Raw genomic sequence first — 19415 nt, 5'->3', positions numbered from 1 at the left:
TCTTTTCTACAGGAGGTACCTTCATTTTTTTGTTCGCTTTATGCTTGGCGTATAAATGAAATCAGATCATCAACAGATACTTCATGTGATTCACCTGATTTTCTAAACTTCACTTCTACTATACCTTCTTCTGAACGTTTTCCGCAGCTAATACGAATTGGCAGTCCAATTAAATCACTGTCTGCAAATTTTACTCCTGCACGCTCCTGGCGGTCATCGAAAAGTACGTCAAAGCCTTCATCTTCTAAGCGCTCGTACAACGTTTCAGCCAGTTCTTTCTGCGCATCGTTTTTCATATTTAATGCAAGGAGGTGAAGGTCATATGGTGCCACTGTTTCCGGCCAAATGATTCCTTTCTCATCGTGATGCTGTTCAACAATCGCTGACAGCGTTCTAGAGATGCCGATGCCATAGCAGCCCATAATCATTGGCTGCGCACGACCATTCTCATCGAGGTACGTTGCATCCATCGACTCAGAATAACGAGTGCCCAGTTTAAAGACTTGTCCTACTTCAATCCCTTTTGCAAATTGGATTGTGCCTTCCCCATCTGGAGAAACATCTCCTTCTTGAATCAAGCGAAGATCTGTGAATTCTTTTACTGACACGTCACGTGCAGGATTGACATTGACATAATGATAATCCGCTTCGTTTGCACCAGCGACAGCATTTGTCATTCCCTTCACAGCAAGGTCAGCATAAATATCGACTTCTGCTTCCAGTTTAACAGGTCCAACAAATCCAGGCTCAGTTCCAATAACTTTCAGCACTTCTTCGCGTGAAGCAAGCTCGACAAGCTGTGCTCCTACCAAGTTTTTCACTTTCACATCATTTACTTCATGATCGCCTCTAGTTAGGATCAGAACATACGCATCATCTGCTTTAAACAAAACAGATTTAATGCAAGCAGAAGGTTCAACTTCTAAAAAGCCAGCCACATCTTGAATGGTTTTCATTTGCGGCGTATGGACTTTTTCAAGCTCTTTGAAGTCCGCAGGATTTGCTTCTTTTCCGTGATATACAGCCTCAGCCATTTCGATATTAGCGGCATATGAGGACGTATCAGAATAAGCGATGGTATCCTCTCCGACTTCTGAGAGCGCCATGAACTCATGCGTATCTTTTCCACCCATTGCCCCTGAATCTGCAATGACTGGTCTAAAATTGAGACCCACTTTTGAGAACACATTAGAGTAAGCCGTAAACATTTTGTTGTATGTCTCATCAAGGCTTTCTGGTGAAGAATGGAATGAGTATGCATCCTTCATGATAAATTCACGTCCGCGCAGCAGTCCAAAGCGTGGTCTCTGTTCATCACGGAATTTTGATTGAATTTGATATAGTGTTAAAGGTAGCTTCTTATACGATTTCACTTCGCTGCGTACTAATGATGTGATCACTTCTTCGTGGGTTGGGCCAAGCGCAAATTCGCGTCCGTGGCGATCCTTCATACGCATCAGTTCTGGACCGTATGTATACCATCTTCCTGACTCTTGCCACATTTCTGCCTGCTGCAGCACTGGCATTAGCAGCTCAGCCGCGCCTGCCTTTTCCATTTCCTTGCGGACGATCGATTGAATATGCTGAATGACTTTATGCGCAAGCGGCAGATAATGATAGATTCCACTTGTATTTTGTCTAATAAACCCAGCTCTTACTAAGAGTTGATGACTTTTTGCCTCAGCATCTGCCGGCACCTCTCGAAGAGTTGGAATAAAAGTCAGGGATTGTCTCATGTCGTTACACCTCATTTATGAAATAGGACTTCTCACAAAAACTCTTGTTTCCCGGAATGAGAAACAAGAGAGAATGGTTTTTATAAAAATAACCGCTGAATGTCATTCCACGTTACCACTAACATTAACAGCATGAGGAAAGCAACACCGATAAAGACAACAAGTGCTTCCTTCTCACGATTAATTGGTTTACCGCGAATGGCTTCAACAAATAAGAATAGTAAACGTCCTCCGTCTAATGCAGGAATCGGTAACAAATTCACGATGCCTAGGTTGATACTGAGGAACGCCGCAAACTGCATTAATGTTAACACACCTTGTTTGGCTACTTCTCCTGTCATGTCATAAATTCCAACAGGACCTGCTAACATGTCTAGTGAAAATTGTCCTGTGACAATTTTTTGCAAGTTCGTTAAGATCAGACCTGCCGTTGAAACGACAGTTGTTCCAGAGGATGAAATAACTTTCAAAAATCCATTTTCCGTTGGCGGATATGATCCGAAACGGCCAATGCTTTTCCCATCTGCTTTCACAGCTTCTGGTACAACCTGCACAGTGCTTTCCTTGCCGTCTCGGTCAATGACGACATTCATTTTTTTCTCAGGGTTCTTTTGAACTGTTTGAACGACGTCTGTCCAAGAATTCATTTTCTCGCCGTTAATGGACACGATGTGATCTCCCTGCATGAGTCCAGCCTCAGCCGCCCGGCCGTCTTTCGTCAGCTTACCGAGTACAGGATCATCAACGGTTACCCCTTGAATAAAACCTAAAGCAACCAAAATCACATACGCTAGAATAAAGTTCATAATCGGTCCAGCTGCGATAGCTTTAATTCGCTGCCAAACCGTTTTTGAACCGAATTGACGATTGTATGGTGCGATTTGAATTTCTTCACCATCTGCAATATAGAAGCTTGTTTGACTGACATTGTAGCCAGTCAGAATATCTTCATTTCCAGCTTCATATCCCGAGATTCTCATAGCATGATCTAAATCAATCTGCTCAACTTCGATGACAAGTGCATCAGGATATTTTTCTTTATCATTTAAAATGATCTTTTCTACTTCATTTTGCTCATTGAATAAGAGCCCCACTGTATGACCTGGTTTAATTTCGATAACTTCAGGGTCCTCTCCAGCCATTTTAACAAATCCGCCAATAGGGAGAAGTCTAATGGTATAAACGGTTTCTTTTCGTTTAAAGGAGAAAATCTTCGGCCCAAAACCAATTGCGAACTCGCGGCATAAAATCCCCGCGCGCTGCGCCATAATTAAATGGCCAAGCTCGTGGAAAAAAACGAGCGTTCCAAAAATAATAATAAACGCAATCACTGTATTCACGAACATACCACCTTATGTGAGGATTGATTGAACAAAGTCTCGTGTATCTTTGTCCACTTCATGGATATCTTGCAAACTAGGCGTTGAAATCACATGATGTCTGATTAGTGCCTTTTCAATCAATTCTTCAATTTGCAGGAACGTTACTTTGCCTTTCAGAAATGCATCGACTGCCATTTCATTTGCTGCATTAAGTACAGCAGGCATTGTCCCTCCTATTTTACCTGATTCATAAGCAAAATGTAAGCAGCGATACCTGTCAAAATCCGCTTTCTGGAAATTCAATTGTCCAATCTCCCAAAGGTTCAATGATTTCGCTTCTTGTAACGGCGCCCGGTCAGGGTATGTGAGTGCATATTGAATAGGCACTCTCATGTCAGGTGTCCCTAACTGAGCCATGACGCTTTTGTCGTGAAATTCCACCATCGAATGGATAATGCTCTCTTTATGTAGCAGCACATCAATTTGTTCATAAGGGATATCAAACAACCAATGTGCCTCGATCACCTCGAGCCCTTTATTCATCATCGTCGCTGAATCAATGGTGATTTTCGCTCCCATCGACCAGTTCGGGTGGTTCAGCGCTTCTTCAACCGTAACACCTTCAAGTTCAGTTCGTTTTTTATCTCGGAAACTACCACCTGAAGCTGTCACGATTAAGCGTTCAATATTTTTAGCTTGTTCACCTTGCAGGCATTGAAAAATAGCGGAATGCTCACTATCGACAGGAAGTAAAGGTACATCATATGTTTTAGCGTACTCTTTTACTATATGACCAGCTGTCACAAGTGTTTCCTTATTTGCGAGAGCAATCGTCTTTTTTTGTTCAATGGCCTTTAATGTTGGAACAAGTCCAACACTCCCTACAAGTGCATTGACCACTACGTCCACTGCATCATAGGTCGCTGCCTCGATGTTGGCTTCATCATCAGCAGCCAGCTTCACATCGTATGCAAATGAATGATTTTTTAGCGTGTGATAGGTTTCTTCGTCTACACAGCCGACGAATTCAGGCTGAAAGCGCTCAATGATCGGAATCGCCTTTGCTATATTTCTGCCAAATGTCATGGCTTTCAGCTTAAACTTGTCCGGGTGCTGACTGATCACATCTAACGTTTGTTCTCCAATTGATCCTGTTGCGCCTAATAGCGAAATATATTTCAAATTGCCACTCCTTCTCTCGTTCAATAAGTTTCTATGAGGTTAGCTGGCAAACGTTGCGAGCAGTAAGTATAAAAACGGCAGAACGAATAAAAAGCTGTCAAACCTGTCCAAAATCCCGCCATGGCCAGGGAGAATTGTCCCTGAATCCTTCACGTGATAATGACGCTTTAAAGCAGATTCCACAAGGTCGCCTAGCTGTCCAAAGATACTGAGTAAAAGAGTAATAAACATCACAAGCAGATATGATGGCAAAAATCCTGTAACCGCCTGAAACACAAGTGACAACACGACCGCTGTGACGATTCCGCCGATAAATCCTTCTACTGTTTTGTTTGGGCTGATTTCTGGCCAAAGCTTTCGTTTCCCCATAGATTTCCCAATAAAATAGGCTCCTGAGTCAGTAGACCAAATAATCACTGCTGCGAAGAAGATCGCACTCATGCCATATAAGCCTCTAATTTGGATAAAATAATAGAAACTAACGCCAATATATAATGTGGCTAATACAACAAAAGCAACCTCATCGAATGTGAAAGAGTTTTTGCTCAAAACTGTATAAGTTAAAAGTATTAAGACTGCAAATAAAGCAATCTGCATTTTTGATGCGTCCACGTTTGGGAAGAAGCTGTTGTCTCCGCCCATTAAAAGCCAAAGCAATATTAAGCTGACAATACCAGGAAAGCTGAAAATCGAGATCTTTTTCATTCTTAAAAGCTCAAAGAGAGCGACACTTCCCATTAAATAAATCAGCAGGGTAAATGGCATCTGTCCATATATAACTGCAAGCAAAAAGACTGCAGCTGCCAAAACACCCGTCAAAATTCTTTGTTTCATCTGCACCACCCTCTAAATTCCACCGAACCTCCGGCCGCGGCGCTGGTACTCCCCGATAGCGCCTATAAGGTGCTCATCAGAAAAGTCAGGCCAAAGCACATCCGTAAAGACAAACTCGCTGTACGCAATTTGCCAAAGCATAAAGTTGCTTAATCTAATTTCTCCACTCGTGCGAATGAGCAAATCCGGATCTTGAAGAGATTCTGTCATTAAATAAGCTGAAAACATCTCTTCTGTGATGTCTTCTGCTCGAAGCTTACCTTCTTTGACCTTTTCAGAAATTTGTCTGCATGCGGAGACGATTTCTGTGCGCCCACCATAGTTGAGCGCAAAGTTCAAAATGAGTCCGTCGTTGTTCGCCGTACTCTTTACTGCGTTCTCTACCGCTTTTTTCGTATGCTGCGGGAGGCCGTCTGGATCACCTGTTAAACGCACACGGACATTTTCTTCGATGAGTTCAGGCAGGTAGATGTTTAAAAATTCTTCAGGAAGTTTCATTAAAAAGTCTACTTCTAATTTTGGACGTTTCCAATTTTCCGTAGAGAAAGCATACAAAGTCAGCACTTTGACATTCAGCTCATTTGCAAGCTTTGTCATGCGCTTGACGACTTTCATTCCTTCATGATGACCTGCTACCCGTGGAAGAGCACGTTTTTTCGCCCATCTTCCGTTCCCATCCATGATAATGGCGATATGTTCAGGAATTTCTCCATTTAATATGTCTTCTTTTGTCAGGCTTTCTAAGTTGGAAGCTGCTGTTTGCTGATTCTTCCAATTTTTGAGTATATTGAGCATGAGATTCCTCCATCACCCAAAAAGGTTGCGTTCCCGCTAAATAATATAGTCATCAACAGTATTAACAAAAAAACCCCCTGTAAACATGAAGAGGGTCTTTTCACTATTATCTATTGTACATAGTTTTTTCTTAAACTTCCATGATTTCTTTTTCTTTATCTTTCGTCACGTCATCAATTTTAGCGACATATTCATCTGTCAATTTTTGAACATCCTCTGTCGATGATCTTAATTCATCTTCAGTGATCTCCCCATTTTTCTCAAGCTTTTTCAAATCATCGTTTGCATCACGACGCACGTTACGAACAGCTACTTTTGCTTCTTCTGAGTATTTTTTCACGACTTTCACAAGCTCTTTACGTCTTTCTTCTGTCAGCGCAGGAATCGCAATGCGGATCACATTTCCGTCACTTGTTGGCGTGATGCCAAGGTCAGACTTTTGGATCGCTTTTTCGATATCACCGATTGCTGTTTTATCGTAAGGTGTGATAATCAGCATACGTGCTTCTGGCACTGTGATCGACGCAATTTGGTTAAGCGGTGTTTGTGCACCGTAATAATCCACTGTCACTTTATCAAGCAGTGAAGCATTTGCACGGCCAGCACGAACAGTTGCAAGCTCACGTCCGTAGGCTTGTACGGCTTTTTCCATTTTTTCTTTCGTTTGGTTCAACACTTCTTTTGACACGTTATTTCCCCCTCACGATCGTTCCGATTGATTCGCCGTTTACGGCACGTTTAATATTTCCTTCTTCCATAATGGAGAATACGATTAATGGAATGTCATTGTCCATACATAATGAGGACGCAGTAGAATCCATTACAGCAAGCCCTTCTTTAAGTACATCAAGATATGAAAGCTTATCATATTTTACTGCATCCGCATCTGTACGAGGATCAGCACTGTAGACACCATCTACATTATTTTTCGCCATTAAAATGACATCTGCTTCAATTTCTGCTGCACGAAGTGCTGCCGTAGTATCTGTAGAGAAATAAGGGTTTCCTGTTCCTGCAGCAAAAATGACGACACGTTTCTTTTCAAGATGACGGATCGCTTTTCTTCTTATGTATGGTTCTGCAACCTGTCTCATTTCGATAGAGGTTTGCACTCTAGACTGAATGCCAAGCGTTTCTAGGCTGTCCTGTAACGCCAGTGAGTTCATCACTGTTGCCAGCATCCCCATGTAGTCTGCTGTTGCACGGTCCATTCCTAGATCACTGCCTGTCTTTCCGCGCCAAAGGTTTCCTCCGCCTACAACGACTGCAACTTCAACATCGAGCTCTGCAATTTCTTTTACTTGCTTTGCAATTGATTGAATGACAGTTGGGTTAATTCCATTTCCAGCATCACCCGCTAGTGCTTCGCCACTTAGCTTCAGTACAATGCGATTATATTTCGGTTTGCTCATGATAACCTCCAAGTGTAAACTATACCGTCTCTTATTATGCGTAAGAAACTGTCTTTTGTAAATCAATATCCTCTAAAAAATAGGGAACACAGTGCTTGTGCTCCCTAAAAAAGCCCCAGAGAGCTTTTCATACATTATTTTTTCACTTGGCTCATAACTTCTTCAGCAAAGTTGTCTTGACGTTTTTCGATACCTTCGCCCACTTCATAGCGAACATAAGTTTGAACAGTTGCGTTTTTCGCTGCTACAACTTGTTTCACTTTTTCATCTGGGTTTTTAACGAACGCTTGGTCAAGTAAGCAAATTTCTTCGAAGAATTTGTTTAGACGGCCTTCTACCATTTTAGCTACGATGTTTTCAGGCTTTCCTTCTTGAAGAGCTTGCTGTGTTAATACTTCACGCTCACGGTTTGCTTCTTCTTCTGACACTTGGTCACGAGAAATGTATTTAGGGTTTACAGCTGCAACGTGCATTGCGATGTCTCTTGCAAGTTCTTCGTCAGTTGTTCCGTTAAGAACAGCTAACACACCGATACGTCCGCCCATGTGCAGGTAAGAACCGAATGCAGCATTATCTTCTTTTGTGATGACAGAGAAACGGCGTAGAGTGATTTTCTCTCCGATTTTCGCAATTGCAGATGTGATATGCTCTTCAACTGTTGAACCGTTTTCCATTTTAGAAGCATGAGCTTCTTCAATTGTTGCAGGTTTAGCAGCAAGCAAATGATCAGCAAGTTCGTTAAGAAGTGCTTGGAATCCTTCGTTTTTCGCAACGAAATCAGTCTCAGAGTTCACTTCTAGGATCACGCCTGTGTTGCCGTCAGTTTTGATAAGAGTTAATCCTTCTGCCGCAATACGGTCTGCTTTTTTCGCAGCTTTTGCGATTCCTTTTTCTCTTAGAAGGTCGATTGCTTTCTCGATGTCACCATCAGTTTCTGTTAACGCTTTTTTACAGTCCATCATACCTGCACCAGTTTTTTGACGCAGTTCTTTAACTAATTGAGCAGTAATTGCCATTTTACATTTCCTCCTTCTATGTTAAAACACGGATTACTAGGTGAAAAAAAGGTGATAAAAGGCATTTCCCTCTTATCACCTTTTGAATAGGTTACGCAGTTGTTGTTTCAGTTTCTGTCGTTTCTTCTACAACAGCTTCTTCTTCGCCTTGTTTAGACTCAAGAATCGCATCTGCCATTTTAGCAGTTAGAAGTTTTACAGCACGGATTGCATCATCGTTTGCAGGGATCACAACATCAATTTCGTCTGGATCACAGTTTGTGTCAACGATACCGATGATTGGGATATTCAATTTACGAGCTTCTGCAACTGCAATACGCTCTTTACGAGGGTCGATAATGAAAAGTGCATCCGGAAGACTCTTCATGTCTTTGATTCCGCCTAGGAATTTTTCAAGACGCTCTAATTCTTTTTTCAGTTGAACGACTTCTTTCTTAGGAAGAACTTCGAACGTACCGTTTTCTTGCATTTTTTCAATATCTTTTAAACGTTTAATACGTTTTTGGATTGTTTCAAAGTTTGTTAAAGTTCCACCAAGCCAGCGTTGGTTCACATAGAACATACCAGAACGGATTGCTTCTTCTTTCACTGAATCTTGTGCTTGCTTTTTCGTACCAACGAAAAGGATTTTTCCTCCGTCAGCAGCAAGGTTTTTCGTGAAGTTGTAAGCTTCTTCTACTTTTTTCACCGTTTTTTGAAGGTCGATGATGTAGATACCGTTACGCTCTGTAAAGATGTAACGCTTCATTTTTGGGTTCCAACGGCGAGTTTGGTGACCGAAGTGAACACCAGCTTCTAGCAATTGTTTCATAGAAATAACTGACATTTTGTTGCCTCCTAATATAATGGTTTTTTTTCCTCCGCTTAAGTCATGTTCACATAAAACTGCGCCACGGCAGCACCTTCATACGAATCATTAAGCGTGTGTATTTAACACCAAGAAATAATATAACACATGATGGACTGACAATCAAGAATCCTTTACAGCTTTCCGCTAAATTTTAATAAAAGCTCGATTTCTGTCTTGCCAGTTTTCATTTCTTTCGCTATTTCTTCTAGTGACCGCCCTTCATCATATAGGGTCTTCACTTGGTCCTCGAATGTTTCTTCTATTTCACTTTTAGAGGGCATAGAAGCCTCTGTTTCGAGTTGTGGAACGGGTTCGTTTACCTTCTCTTCCTGGACCTCAACTTCGCTAAGGAGAGCCGACAGGTGCTCTGGTACGGGATCTTCACTTTCGACCGATTGCTGGGATTCAATTGGTGGTTGTGGCTGCTTTGGTGTCTGAAGATCCGATTTCAGCTCTTCAGCAGAAAAATCAGGGGAAGCGGCTGCCACTTTTGATAGTTTGTCATTCTCTTCTTTGACCTCCATCAAAAATGCAGCCAGGGTATTTTCCGTTTCTTCTAGAAGTTCTCGCTGCTTTTGTTCTGTTGCCTTCAGCGAATTCATTCTCGTATATAAAATAATCACAAAATAAATAAGTGCAGCATGAAGCATGAAGCTAATCAGCCATAACATATTTTTTCACTCACTAACTCTTTAAGATTGAATGGCTTTATCAAGCAGATGCTTAAGCTTGAACAAGGCCTTTGAATGAATTTGCGAAATGCGCGAGGTAGATAAATTGAGCACTTGACCGATTTCTGTTAATGTCAGTTCTTCTTTATAGAAAAGACTGATCACAAGCTTTTCTTTTTCTGAAAGCTCTGTGATTTTTTCAGAAAGCTGTTCAATTAATTCATCTTTCAGCATTTTCTCTTCTGGAGTCACAGACTTCTCGTCGCGAATCATGACTTGGACGTTCTCTCCGTCTTCTTGATCATGCAGCTTCTCATCAATTGAGAGCAGATTTGCAAAGAATCCTTCATTCATCGTTGTGACGACATCCTGTTCACTCATGCCGAGTTCCTCAGCCACCTCTGTCGGCGTCACATTACGCAAATACCGCTGTTCAAGCTTTTCAATAGCCGCTTCTACTTTTTTTGTTTTTTCTCTTGATGTACGAGGCAGCCAGTCCTCTTTACGAAGACCGTCGATAATGGCCCCGCGGATTCTGAAGGATGCATATGTATCAAACTTCAGATCTCTTCCGGGATCAAATTTTTCAAGGGCATCATATAAACCGAGCATCCCTAGACTGATCAAGTCTTCTTTATGCACTGACTTCGGGAGACCGATGGAAATTCTTCCAACATGATATGTGACGAGCGGCATATAGCGGCGCATAAGATCATCTCCAGCAGCTGGGTCTTTCCACTCTTTCCATCTAGCCCATAGCGCCTGATCTTCGTAATTTAAGGATTGCATCTTTATCCCCCTATACTTCCTTAGTTATATCTTCATAATGCCTTGCTTCACAGTACGGATCTCAAGCTCTGCCGTAAGCGGATCGAATTCAATTGTACGGCCACTGTTTCCGCCTGTATCCTCACTAATAATCGGGATATGATGAAGAGACAGATGTTCTTTTACAGCTGAAACGTTTCTAGGTCCAATTCTCATTAGATCATTGGTTGACTTAAACTTAAACATTTCCGCCCCGCCAGCAAGTTTTGCCTTTAGCGCATGTTTGCGTGCGCCTGCTTTTAGGAGCAGATCAATTGTATGCTTGACACCTGTATCTGCATATTTAGCCAAGTTCTCCACCGCCCCTTTTGAAAGAGAGGAGTCTGGAAGCATAACATGGACAAGGCCTGCCAGCCTTTTGTCTTGATCAAACAAGACAAGCCCTACGCAGGAACCAAGACCGGATGTCCGAATGCGGTCCGGTGATTTAACAAGCTGAACATCCGCAATACCAACCTTTACAACTGCCGGAATTTGCACGTTCATTATAGGTTACCTAATGCTTTGAATAGTTTTTCAAACGATTCAAAGTCTGGTAATAGAAACATATTTCCTTTCAGCTCTTGCTTATTTTGATCATCAAAAATAGATGTATCAATCACAATCGCCTGATCGCCAAGAGGACTGAATTGCATCAACCCTTCACTAATGACAGCCCCGAACATATCGAGCGTCACATCTGGAACACTTGGGTAAAGCTGCAATTTTGTTAAATCGGCAAGGGCTGATAAATAAGAGCCCGCTAAAATATTTCCCAGTTCATGAAGTGCTGACGTCCCCATCTCATGTTCATGAATCGTATCAATATCAAATGCAGGGTCCTGGACAAGCTCTCTTACAAATTGCTCCGCTTGCTCAAACGGCATAATGAAAAAGATTGAGCCGGTTAAATCCCCTTCCATTCGCAGGAAAATGCTTGCAACAGGAAGGTCTGCACCGCCAAAGAAATCCATTAAATCTTCAAACGAGAGAACCTTGACAAAAGGAACAGCCATATCTATTTTGCGATCCAATAGGTTGGCAAGAGCAGACGCTGCGTGGCCTGCCCCGATATTCCCAACCTCTCCTAAAATATCTAGCTGTTCATCTTTAATTTCGTTGAAAATGCTCATTTCACATCCCCCTTAATGAACAGGTGCACCTTGAACGCTCTTGTCGAGGACAGCACCGGCATGAATAATATTGAAAAGACGCTGATCATGCTTAATAATACCTGTCACCCATGACTGTCCTTCTTTTTCAGCTGATTCAGGAGAAGATTCTACTTCTTCCTGATGGACGGTAATAACATCATTTGCTTCGTCAACAATCCAGCCGACTTCAATGTCACCAACTTGTACAATGATCATTCTTGTTTCATCTGTAATCTCGTTGTCAGTAGAACCAAGTCTGACTCTCAGGTCAATGACAGGCGTCACGACACCGCGTAAATTAATAACACCGCATATATAAGGGGCAACGCCAGGAACTCTTGTCGGCTGCTGCCATTTTTCAATGGACTTTACTTCTGATACTGAAATGGCGTATTCTTTTTTGTTTACGATAAACACAATCATCTTTTCGCCAGTTTTGATATCTGTACTCATTTCAGACCGCTCCTCTATTGTTTTTTACTTGATCAGTGCATTACAGTCAACGATGAGTGCAACTTGACCGTCACCTAGGATCGTTGCGCCGGATATCGCAAATACGTTTGGCAGATAATCTCCTAGTGATTTCAATACAACCTCTTGCTGACCAATAAATGAATCGACCACAAATGCTGTCAGCTTGTCTCCTTTACGAACAACAATGATGTGCAGTTCTTCCTCTAATTCATTCGCATTTGGTACGTGGAATTGTTTCTTCAAGTACACGACCGGTACGATAAATCCGCGGAAATCAATCACTTCACGATCATGCGTTTGCAGGATGTCACTTTTTTTAATGACCGCCGTTTCAATAATAGAAGAAATCGGAATCGCAAATGTTTCCTCTTCTAGTTTTACAAGAAGAACGGAAATAATCGATAATGTAAGCGGAAGCTGGATCGAAAATAGTGAACCCTGTCCTTCTGTTGAGTTAATGCTCACAGATCCGCCAAGTGATTCCAGCTTGTTTTTCACAACGTCAAGACCTACACCGCGGCCTGAGATGTCAGAAATCGTATCAGCTGTAGAGAATCCTGCTGCAAAGATCAATGAATCAATTTGATGATCTTCAAGCGTTTCTGCTTCTCTTTCTGTAATAACCCCGCGCTCTAACGCTTTTTCAAGCACCTTTTTACGGTTAATCCCGCCTCCATCATCTTCTACTTCAATGAAGACATGGTTTCCGCTATGATACGCTTTTAATAGAACCGTACCTTTTTCCGGCTTGCCTTTTTTCACACGTTCTTCTGGTGATTCAATCCCGTGATCTAGACTGTTTCTAAGTAAGTGCAACAGCGGATCTCCAATCTCGTCGATCACTGTTCGATCAAGCTCCGTCTCAGCACCCTCAATAATCAGTTCAATTTTCTTATTAAGCTCTTTCGTCAATTGACGAATCATACGCGGGAATCTGTTAAAGACAGTTTCCACAGGTACCATTCTCATGTTCAGGATGATTGATTGCAGGTCTCCAGAAATACGAGTCATTCTTTCGACTGTGTCTGTGAGTTCGTTATTTTCTAGTTCTTTAGCAATCTGTTCCAATCGGCCTCTATCAATCACAAGTTCTTCAAATAGATTCATAAGAGAATCAAGACGGTCGATGTTGACACGAATTGTTTTCGTTCCGCCGGCAGCTGCACCGTTATTGCCATTTGCTTTTGGCGCATCATTTGCTGGCGCTTTTACAGCAGGAACGGATGTTTCTTCTTTTTTCTGTTCAGGCTGCACCTCTTGCTTTTCAGCCGGAGCTGCTTCTTCAAATGCGGAGACTTCAGAGATCTCAACCTTCTCAACCTCTGAGATCGCCGTGACGATTTTCTGCACTTCGTCCATCGGCTGTTTAGAAAGATAAGAAATGCTGAATTCAGATTCAAAATCTTCTGATTCTAACAGTTCTGCATTTGGAACGGTTTTGACAACCTCGCCTGCTTCATTTAGTCTTTCAAAAATCATATAGACACGAACAGCTTTTAGTAAGCACGCTTCGCTTAATGTCACGTTAAGTTCATAGCATTTGAAGCCTTGCTCTCTCGCTTCATCAAGAACCGTACGTTCAAATTCGTTATAATCTAAGTCATTAGCAGCAGCTGATGCATCTGCTGTTTCAACGCTAGAAGCTGCTTCAGCATGGCTTCCTGTCACATCTAGCTTTTTACTAATCTCTGTGACATCACGTTTCCCGTCTCCTCCTTCTGCAATCGATTGAACCATTGCTTCAAGATGATCGAGTGCTTCGAACATCGTATCCATTGACTCAGGAGTGACAATCATTTGTTCATTACGGATAGCATCAAACATGTTTTCTAAATGATGCGTTAAATGAGCCATATCATCAAAGCCCATCGTTGCACTCATTCCTTTCAATGTATGAGCCGCTCTGAATATATCATTCACTAGCTGCAAGTCGGTTGGGTTCTTTTCTAAATCAAGAAGTTTTTCATTACAAGTTTGTAAGTGTTCTCTGCTTTCATCTAAAAAGATATCTAAGTATTGGTTTACATCCAACGTGTTCACGCCCTCTCTTTTTTCATGGAGCTAATAATTGCATGTGCGATGTCATCCACATGCCTTGTTTCATGTGCAAGGCCTGCTTTAATGACTGATTTAGGCATTCCGAAAACAACACATGATTCTTCTTTTTCTGCAATGACTTTCGTATGACCGCTTGCGACCATTTTTTTGACACCTTCAGTACCATCACTGCCCATACCTGTCATAATGACAGCGATTTTCTCGTAACCCTTTATGCTGCTGATGGATTCAAATAAATAGTTAACAGATGGTTTGTGCCGGCTTTCCGTGTCTTCAGGGGACAGCCTGATGACAAGTGACCCCCCTTGGTCATGAAGTGACATATTCATTCCACCAGGAGCTATGTAAGCCACTCCATTTTTCGCGATGTCTCCATCTTGCGCTTCTTTAATCGTAATTTGTGATAAATGATCTAACCTAGTAGCAAGTGATGCCGTGAATCCTGCTGGCATATGCTGCACAATCAATATAGGGGCCTCGATGTCCTTAGGCAGCTTCGTTACGACTCGTTGAAGTGCCCTTGGTCCCCCTGTAGATGTTCCGATAGTAATAATCTTTCGGAGTGAGCTGCCTTTTACAGATGGCAGCCGGGGTGCAGCCACTGGACTTGGCGGCTTTATCACCGGCTTAGGAGACACCTTCTCTTCAGTGCGTTTCCTTGACAGTCCTGCCGCAAGTACCCGCTCTACAATTTGCCCCCTCACTTTGTGCAAATCGAGAGAAATACTTCCCGAAGGCTTTGTCACAAAGTCAAAAGCACCGAGTTCTAAGCAATGGATGGTTAAATCTTTTCCTTGCTTTGTCTGGCTTGACACCATAATCACGGCAAGGTCGTGTTCAGCCAGAATTTGTTTTAATGCTTCTGTTCCATTTAAAACAGGCATTTCCACATCTAACGTGACAACATCTGGATTCAGTTCCTTGATCCGTTTTAAGGCATCTTCCCCATTTCGCGCCGTTCCGACGACTTCTATTTCTTGCTCGGCACTTAGAAAATCACTAATGAGCTTTCTCATAAAGGCCGAGTCATCTACTACTAGCACTCTAATCATGAGTCCACCTTCCTCCTTTTAAAAAAAGAGGACAACTTATCTATAAACGTATGCTGTTCTCTCCGTGCCTCTCTTATCTGCTGATGATATAGTGTTTCTGCCAGCATCTTAATGGTTTTACTCAGCCTTGAATGAGGCTGTTTCATATAAAATGGAATTTGTTCTGATACTGCTTTAGGAACCGCAGGATCATCAGGCACAGCGCCAGCAAATACAAGTTTTCTGTGAAGAAAAGATGTGACCACTCCTGCTAATTTCCGGTAGGTTTCAGACCCTTCTGACGGGGTTTTGCACCGATTGACAATGATTTGCACAGACCGTTCAAACTGATGAATGGCTAAGTGTTTAATCGCGCTGTAGGCATCCATGATGGATGTTGGCTCTGGCGTAGTCACAACGACCACTTCTCCTGCCGATAAGACAAAAGGCAGCTGATCTTTTGACAAGCCGGCACCCATATCGAAAAAGATACAATCGAAGTCCTGCATGATTCTTTCCATCTCTTCCAAAAAGAACGACCATTGATCTTTATCTAAAGAAAACAGCTGTTCAAGCCCGCTTCCGCCAGAAATGTAATATAGATTGTCCGTTCCTTTTGTCATGGCTGCTTGGAAGGATTTTTTTCTAACGAGAACATCTAATATAGAACTAGTCGATGTTTTCCCTAGTAAAATATCAATATTCCCCATCCCAAAATCAAGATCAATCACTAACACTCTTCTCTCTGTACTTGCGATAGACAGTGCCATATTCAGGGTCAAATTCGATTTACCTACCCCGCCTTTACCGCTCATGACGGCAATGGTCTTTGCCTGTCCGCTGGCGTTAAAAGGAGAAGGTGTGATGATTTGACTCTGCTGAACTAGTTTTCTTAACCCTTCTGCTTGGTCAGGCTTCATGATTGTAAAACCATCCTTGTAAGTTCAAGAGGAGAACCTTCAAGAATATCCTCAGGCACATTTTGACCATTTGTTAAAAAACCAAGTTTGATTTGAGAGTCAGCAATGATTTGAAAAATGGTTCCCATCGTGTCCGTTTCATCTACTTTTGTAAAAATGAATTGATTGATTGGAACGTGCTCAAAGCGTTTGACCATGGCTTTCATGTCTTGATACTTCGATGTGGCACTCATCACGAGAAAACTTTGAATGCTCTCATCAAATGGAATAATGTCGGTCAGCTCTTTGATATACGCTTCTTCTTTAAAGTTACGGCCTGCTGTATCGATGAAAATATGATCATATTCTTTAAAGGTCTCTTGGGCTTTTACAAAATCCTCTCTCGAATAACAAACCTCAAGCGGTGCATTCAGCAGTTCAGCATATGTTTTCAGCTGTTCGATCGCTGCAATCCGGTACGTATCGGTTGTAATAAAAGCGATTTTCTTTTGCTGCTGAATAGCCGTTTTAGCAGCCAGCTTTGCAATCGTTGTCGTTTTACCAGCTCCGGTTGAACCGAACAGTACAATGTATTTTGACGAAATCATCGGCTCATCAGAGGTTTTAGCTGGCAGCATATTTGTCAGCAGTTGTTCAAGCTCTTTATTTATGTGATCATCTTTAACTGCGCCCTTTGTTAAAAGACCCTTCAGGCATTCGTCTCGAATGGCATCATCAAGCCCTTGATCCTTTAGCTTTTGATCGATTGCCATAAGAGGATCAGGCAGAATACCCGCATGCCGTTCATTCCTCACATATTCTAAAGGCTGGGTATGAGAAGGCGCTGGTTTCGACGCCTTGGGAACAAATGAAGGCTCTTCGGGGAGCTTTTCCTTTTTTGGCAACACTGGAAGAGGCGGTGCAGGGTTTAACCCTTTACCAGCTCTTTCCTCGAAATCTTGATCCAGCACTGCAATCACTTCGACCATTTGCTGTTTCTTCAAACCGAACAGTTTGCGTTTGACAACGGTTTTAGAATTTAAAATAACGGCATCTTTCCCAAGCTGCTGCCTGATTTGAATCGTTGCCTCCTGCATAGAATTTGCTGTGATTTTTTTCATTTTCATTAGATATCCACCACTCCGATGCTCTGTACTTCCACATTCGCTTCTAGTTCGTTATAAGATAGTACCGGTAAATCTGGGAAATATCTTTCTAACAACTGCTTAACGTACATTCTTATAGGAGGTGAGCATAATAGAACCGGCGTTTCCTGACGAAGCGAAAGCTGTTCAATTTCTCTCGCCACTGATTGAATCACACTTTCAGAGGATTCTGGATCTAACGATAAGTAGTTGCCATGCTCTGTCTGCTGAACGCTGTCTGCAATCACCTTTTCTACTCGGCCTGAGCATGTCACGACTTTGAGTGATTCATTTTCTCTTGCATACTGTGCGGTAATCTGTCTTGCCAGCGCCTGTCTCACATACTCTGTTAATAAATCTGTATCAGTCGTTAATTTTCCGTAGTCTGCAAGCGTCTCAAAAATGGTGACAAGGTTTCGGATAGAGACCTTTTCTTTCAGCAGCTTCGCCAGTACTTTTTGAATATCACCGACTGCCAGCGGATTTGGCGTTACCTCATCCACTAAGACAGGGTAACTTTCTTTCAGATGATCGATTAATTGCTTCGTTTCTTGGCGTCCGAGCAGCTCGTGTGTGTTTTGTCTAATCTTTTCTGTGATGTGAGTAGACACAACAGACGCTGGATCCACAACCGTATAGCCTAGCATCTCAGCCTGATCTTTTTCTGCTTCTGATATCCATTTAGCCGGCAGGCCAAAGGATGGTTCGATTGTTTCAATTCCTTCAATCGGATCATCATCAGGCGTTGGGGACATCGCTAAGTAATGATCAAGCAGCAGCTCTCCTTTTGCTACTTCGTTCCCTTTAATTTTCAACCGGTATTCATTTGGGTTCAGTGCAATATTGTCCCGGATTCGGACGACTGGAATGACGAGACCAAGTTCAAGGGCAAGCTGCCTTCGGATCATCACAATCCGGTCTAACAGGTCACCGCCCTGGTTTGCATCAGCGAGCGGGATGAGGCCGTAGCCAAATTCAAATTCAATGGCATCCATTTGCAGGAGATGAATGACACTTTCTGGACTTTTCATCTCTTCTACCTCTGCCTGTTCCTCCAGTACCTCTTCAATTTCTTCTTGGTCTTGTTTGTTTTTCGACATCAAGTATGCGCCGAGGGCAAGTAAACCTGCGATCGGTCCTGTCAAAAGTACGCCGATTGGCGTAAACAGCCCAAGAAGGAAGATCGTGCCTGCTGTGACGTAAAGCATAGCAGGGAATGCAAACAGTTGTTCAGTGATATCTGAACCAAGGTTCCCATTAGAAGCAGCCCTTGTGACGACAATCCCTGTTGCTGTTGAAATGAGAAGTGCAGGAATTTGTGAAACAATCCCGTCTCCTACCGTTAATAGCGTAAAGTGGGAAGCTGATTCTTGAATCGACATTCCTTGCTGAAGCATCCCAATAATGATTCCAAAAATAATATTAATAATGACGATGATAATACCTGCGATGGCATCCCCTTTAACGAACTTACTTGCACCATCCATCGCTCCATAAAAGTCTGCTTCTCTCGCTACTTTTTCACGGCGGTTTCTTGCTTCACTTTCTGTCAGCATACCTGCATTTAAATCTGCGTCAATACTCATTTGTTTACCTGGCATCGCATCGAGAGTAAATCTTGCCGCAACCTCTGATACACGCTCTGCCCCTTTTGTGATAACAATAAACTGAATGATAATCAGGATAAGGAAAACAACGAGACCCACGAGGATATTTCCTCCAACAACAAATGAACCGAACGTTTCTACAACCTTTCCAGCATCTCCTGTTGAAAGAATAGAACGTGTTGTAGAGATGTTAAGCCCTAAACGAAACAGCGTTAAGAGCAAAAGCAATGATGGAAAAATCGAAAATTGCAGTGGTTCTTGCATGTTCATTGTGGTGAGAAGCACGATAAGCGCAAGAGAAATATTAATAATGATTAAAATACTTAATAGCATTGGCGGAAACGGTATGACCAGCATCGCCACAATTAAAATAACACTGAATAAAACAGATAAATCTCTTGCTGACATGCCTGTTCTCTCCT

The 19415-nt window shown here is 42.3% G+C and carries 19 protein-coding genes; all 19 read right to left on the bottom strand.

Annotation, left to right across the window (positions count from 1 at the left end; genetic code table 11):
* Nucleotides 1-38 precede the first annotated feature (38 nt).
* Entirely contained in the window at nucleotides 39-1736 is a 1698-nt protein-coding gene (locus MHB41_RS08040) for a proline--tRNA ligase (protein ID WP_061109848.1), read from the bottom strand.
* Between the two features lie 80 nt (nucleotides 1737-1816).
* Nucleotides 1817-3082, bottom strand: coding sequence for an RIP metalloprotease RseP (gene rseP / locus MHB41_RS08035; protein WP_101677204.1), 1266 nt, complete (start codon nucleotides 3080-3082; stop codon nucleotides 1817-1819).
* A 6-nt stretch (nucleotides 3083-3088) separates the two neighbouring features.
* Complete coding sequence (gene dxr / locus MHB41_RS08030) at nucleotides 3089-4240, bottom strand: 1-deoxy-D-xylulose-5-phosphate reductoisomerase (protein WP_120207043.1); 1152 nt, start codon at nucleotides 4238-4240, stop codon at nucleotides 3089-3091.
* 39 nt (nucleotides 4241-4279) lie between these two features.
* A complete protein-coding gene (locus tag MHB41_RS08025) occupies nucleotides 4280-5074 on the bottom strand; it encodes a phosphatidate cytidylyltransferase (RefSeq protein ID WP_024424148.1) in 795 nt (264 codons plus the stop codon).
* A gap of 12 nt (nucleotides 5075-5086) precedes the next feature.
* Nucleotides 5087-5869: an isoprenyl transferase gene (locus MHB41_RS08020; RefSeq protein WP_034281803.1), complete on the bottom strand. Its 783-nt coding sequence runs from the start codon at nucleotides 5867-5869 to the stop codon at nucleotides 5087-5089.
* A gap of 130 nt (nucleotides 5870-5999) precedes the next feature.
* Nucleotides 6000-6557, bottom strand: coding sequence for a ribosome recycling factor (gene frr, locus MHB41_RS08015; RefSeq protein ID WP_024424150.1), 558 nt, complete (start codon nucleotides 6555-6557; stop codon nucleotides 6000-6002).
* A gap of 1 nt (nucleotide 6558) precedes the next feature.
* On the bottom strand, nucleotides 6559-7281 hold the full coding sequence (gene pyrH / locus MHB41_RS08010) for a UMP kinase (RefSeq protein WP_008344767.1): 723 nt from the start codon (nucleotides 7279-7281) through the stop codon (nucleotides 6559-6561).
* 134 nt (nucleotides 7282-7415) lie between these two features.
* Entirely contained in the window at nucleotides 7416-8297 is an 882-nt protein-coding gene (tsf, locus tag MHB41_RS08005) for a translation elongation factor Ts (RefSeq protein WP_034281801.1), read from the bottom strand.
* A gap of 91 nt (nucleotides 8298-8388) precedes the next feature.
* On the bottom strand, nucleotides 8389-9123 hold the full coding sequence (rpsB, locus tag MHB41_RS08000) for a 30S ribosomal protein S2 (RefSeq protein WP_024426991.1): 735 nt from the start codon (nucleotides 9121-9123) through the stop codon (nucleotides 8389-8391).
* Nucleotides 9124-9278: 155 nt separating this feature from the next.
* Nucleotides 9279-9818 (bottom strand): hypothetical protein, encoded by a 540-nt coding sequence (locus tag MHB41_RS07995; protein ID WP_024426990.1) that lies wholly within the window; start codon nucleotides 9816-9818, stop codon nucleotides 9279-9281.
* Between the two features lie 21 nt (nucleotides 9819-9839).
* A complete protein-coding gene (locus MHB41_RS07990) occupies nucleotides 9840-10607 on the bottom strand; it encodes a FliA/WhiG family RNA polymerase sigma factor (protein WP_024424154.1) in 768 nt (255 codons plus the stop codon).
* 24 nt (nucleotides 10608-10631) lie between these two features.
* Entirely contained in the window at nucleotides 10632-11132 is a 501-nt protein-coding gene (locus tag MHB41_RS07985; RefSeq protein WP_024426989.1) for a chemotaxis protein CheD, read from the bottom strand.
* Nucleotides 11132-11758 (bottom strand): chemotaxis protein CheC, encoded by a 627-nt coding sequence (locus tag MHB41_RS07980; RefSeq protein WP_024424156.1) that lies wholly within the window; start codon nucleotides 11756-11758, stop codon nucleotides 11132-11134. Before MHB41_RS07980 ends, MHB41_RS07985 begins: the two co-directional genes overlap by 1 nt.
* Nucleotides 11759-11770: 12 nt before the next feature.
* Nucleotides 11771-12232 carry a chemotaxis protein CheW gene (locus tag MHB41_RS07975; protein WP_024424157.1) on the bottom strand — a complete coding sequence of 154 codons (462 nt, stop codon included), beginning with the start codon at nucleotides 12230-12232 and terminating at the stop codon, nucleotides 11771-11773.
* Between the two features lie 24 nt (nucleotides 12233-12256).
* Nucleotides 12257-14284, bottom strand: a complete 2028-nt coding sequence (locus MHB41_RS07970; protein WP_041117392.1) for a chemotaxis protein CheA — start codon at nucleotides 14282-14284, stop codon at nucleotides 12257-12259.
* 5 nt (nucleotides 14285-14289) lie between these two features.
* A complete protein-coding gene (locus MHB41_RS07965) occupies nucleotides 14290-15363 on the bottom strand; it encodes a chemotaxis response regulator protein-glutamate methylesterase (protein WP_034281797.1) in 1074 nt (357 codons plus the stop codon).
* Nucleotides 15360-16265 carry a MinD/ParA family protein gene (locus MHB41_RS07960; protein WP_217008620.1) on the bottom strand — a complete coding sequence of 302 codons (906 nt, stop codon included), beginning with the start codon at nucleotides 16263-16265 and terminating at the stop codon, nucleotides 15360-15362. Before MHB41_RS07960 ends, MHB41_RS07965 begins: the two co-directional genes overlap by 4 nt.
* The gene (gene flhF, locus MHB41_RS07955; protein WP_046310940.1) at nucleotides 16259-17368 is read right to left on the bottom strand and encodes a flagellar biosynthesis protein FlhF; all 1110 of its coding nucleotides are present in this window, start codon (nucleotides 17366-17368) and stop codon (nucleotides 16259-16261) included. Before flhF ends, MHB41_RS07960 begins: the two co-directional genes overlap by 7 nt.
* Entirely contained in the window at nucleotides 17368-19401 is a 2034-nt protein-coding gene (flhA, locus tag MHB41_RS07950) for a flagellar biosynthesis protein FlhA (RefSeq protein WP_034281791.1), read from the bottom strand. Before flhA ends, flhF begins: the two co-directional genes overlap by 1 nt.
* Nucleotides 19402-19415: the final 14 nt, after the last annotated feature.

The sequence above is a fragment of the Bacillus sp. FSL H7-0578 genome, from assembly GCF_038630855.1.
GTDB lineage: Bacteria > Bacillota > Bacilli > Bacillales > Bacillaceae > Bacillus > Bacillus safensis.
This window is presented reverse-complemented; position numbering and strand designations above follow the sequence as displayed.

Bases quoted from the DNA above. Each gene is read 5' to 3' on its own strand.
- MHB41_RS07995 (WP_024426990.1), bottom strand. From the start codon at position 9,818: ATGTTATGGCTGATTAGCTTCATGCTTCATGCTGCACTTATTTATTTT.
- MHB41_RS07965 (WP_034281797.1), bottom strand. From the start codon at position 15,363: ATGATTAGAGTGCTAGTAGTAGATGACTCGGCCTTTATGAGAAAGCTC.
- MHB41_RS07980 (WP_024424156.1), bottom strand. From the start codon at position 11,758: ATGAGCATTTTCAACGAAATTAAAGATGAACAGCTAGATATTTTAGGA.
- tsf (WP_034281801.1), bottom strand. From the start codon at position 8,297: ATGGCAATTACTGCTCAATTAGTTAAAGAACTGCGTCAAAAAACTGGT.
- rseP (WP_101677204.1), bottom strand. From the start codon at position 3,082: ATGTTCGTGAATACAGTGATTGCGTTTATTATTATTTTTGGAACGCTC.
- flhA (WP_034281791.1), bottom strand. From the start codon at position 19,401: ATGTCAGCAAGAGATTTATCTGTTTTATTCAGTGTTATTTTAATTGTG.
- rpsB (WP_024426991.1), bottom strand. From the start codon at position 9,123: ATGTCAGTTATTTCTATGAAACAATTGCTAGAAGCTGGTGTTCACTTC.
- MHB41_RS08020 (WP_034281803.1), bottom strand. From the start codon at position 5,869: ATGCTCAATATACTCAAAAATTGGAAGAATCAGCAAACAGCAGCTTCC.
- pyrH (WP_008344767.1), bottom strand. From the start codon at position 7,281: ATGAGCAAACCGAAATATAATCGCATTGTACTGAAGCTAAGTGGCGAA.
- MHB41_RS08025 (WP_024424148.1), bottom strand. From the start codon at position 5,074: ATGAAACAAAGAATTTTGACGGGTGTTTTGGCAGCTGCAGTCTTTTTG.
- MHB41_RS07975 (WP_024424157.1), bottom strand. From the start codon at position 12,232: ATGAGTACAGATATCAAAACTGGCGAAAAGATGATTGTGTTTATCGTA.
- flhF (WP_046310940.1), bottom strand. From the start codon at position 17,368: ATGAAAATGAAAAAAATCACAGCAAATTCTATGCAGGAGGCAACGATT.
- MHB41_RS07985 (WP_024426989.1), bottom strand. From the start codon at position 11,132: ATGAACGTGCAAATTCCGGCAGTTGTAAAGGTTGGTATTGCGGATGTT.
- MHB41_RS08040 (WP_061109848.1), bottom strand. From the start codon at position 1,736: ATGAGACAATCCCTGACTTTTATTCCAACTCTTCGAGAGGTGCCGGCA.
- MHB41_RS07990 (WP_024424154.1), bottom strand. From the start codon at position 10,607: ATGCAATCCTTAAATTACGAAGATCAGGCGCTATGGGCTAGATGGAAA.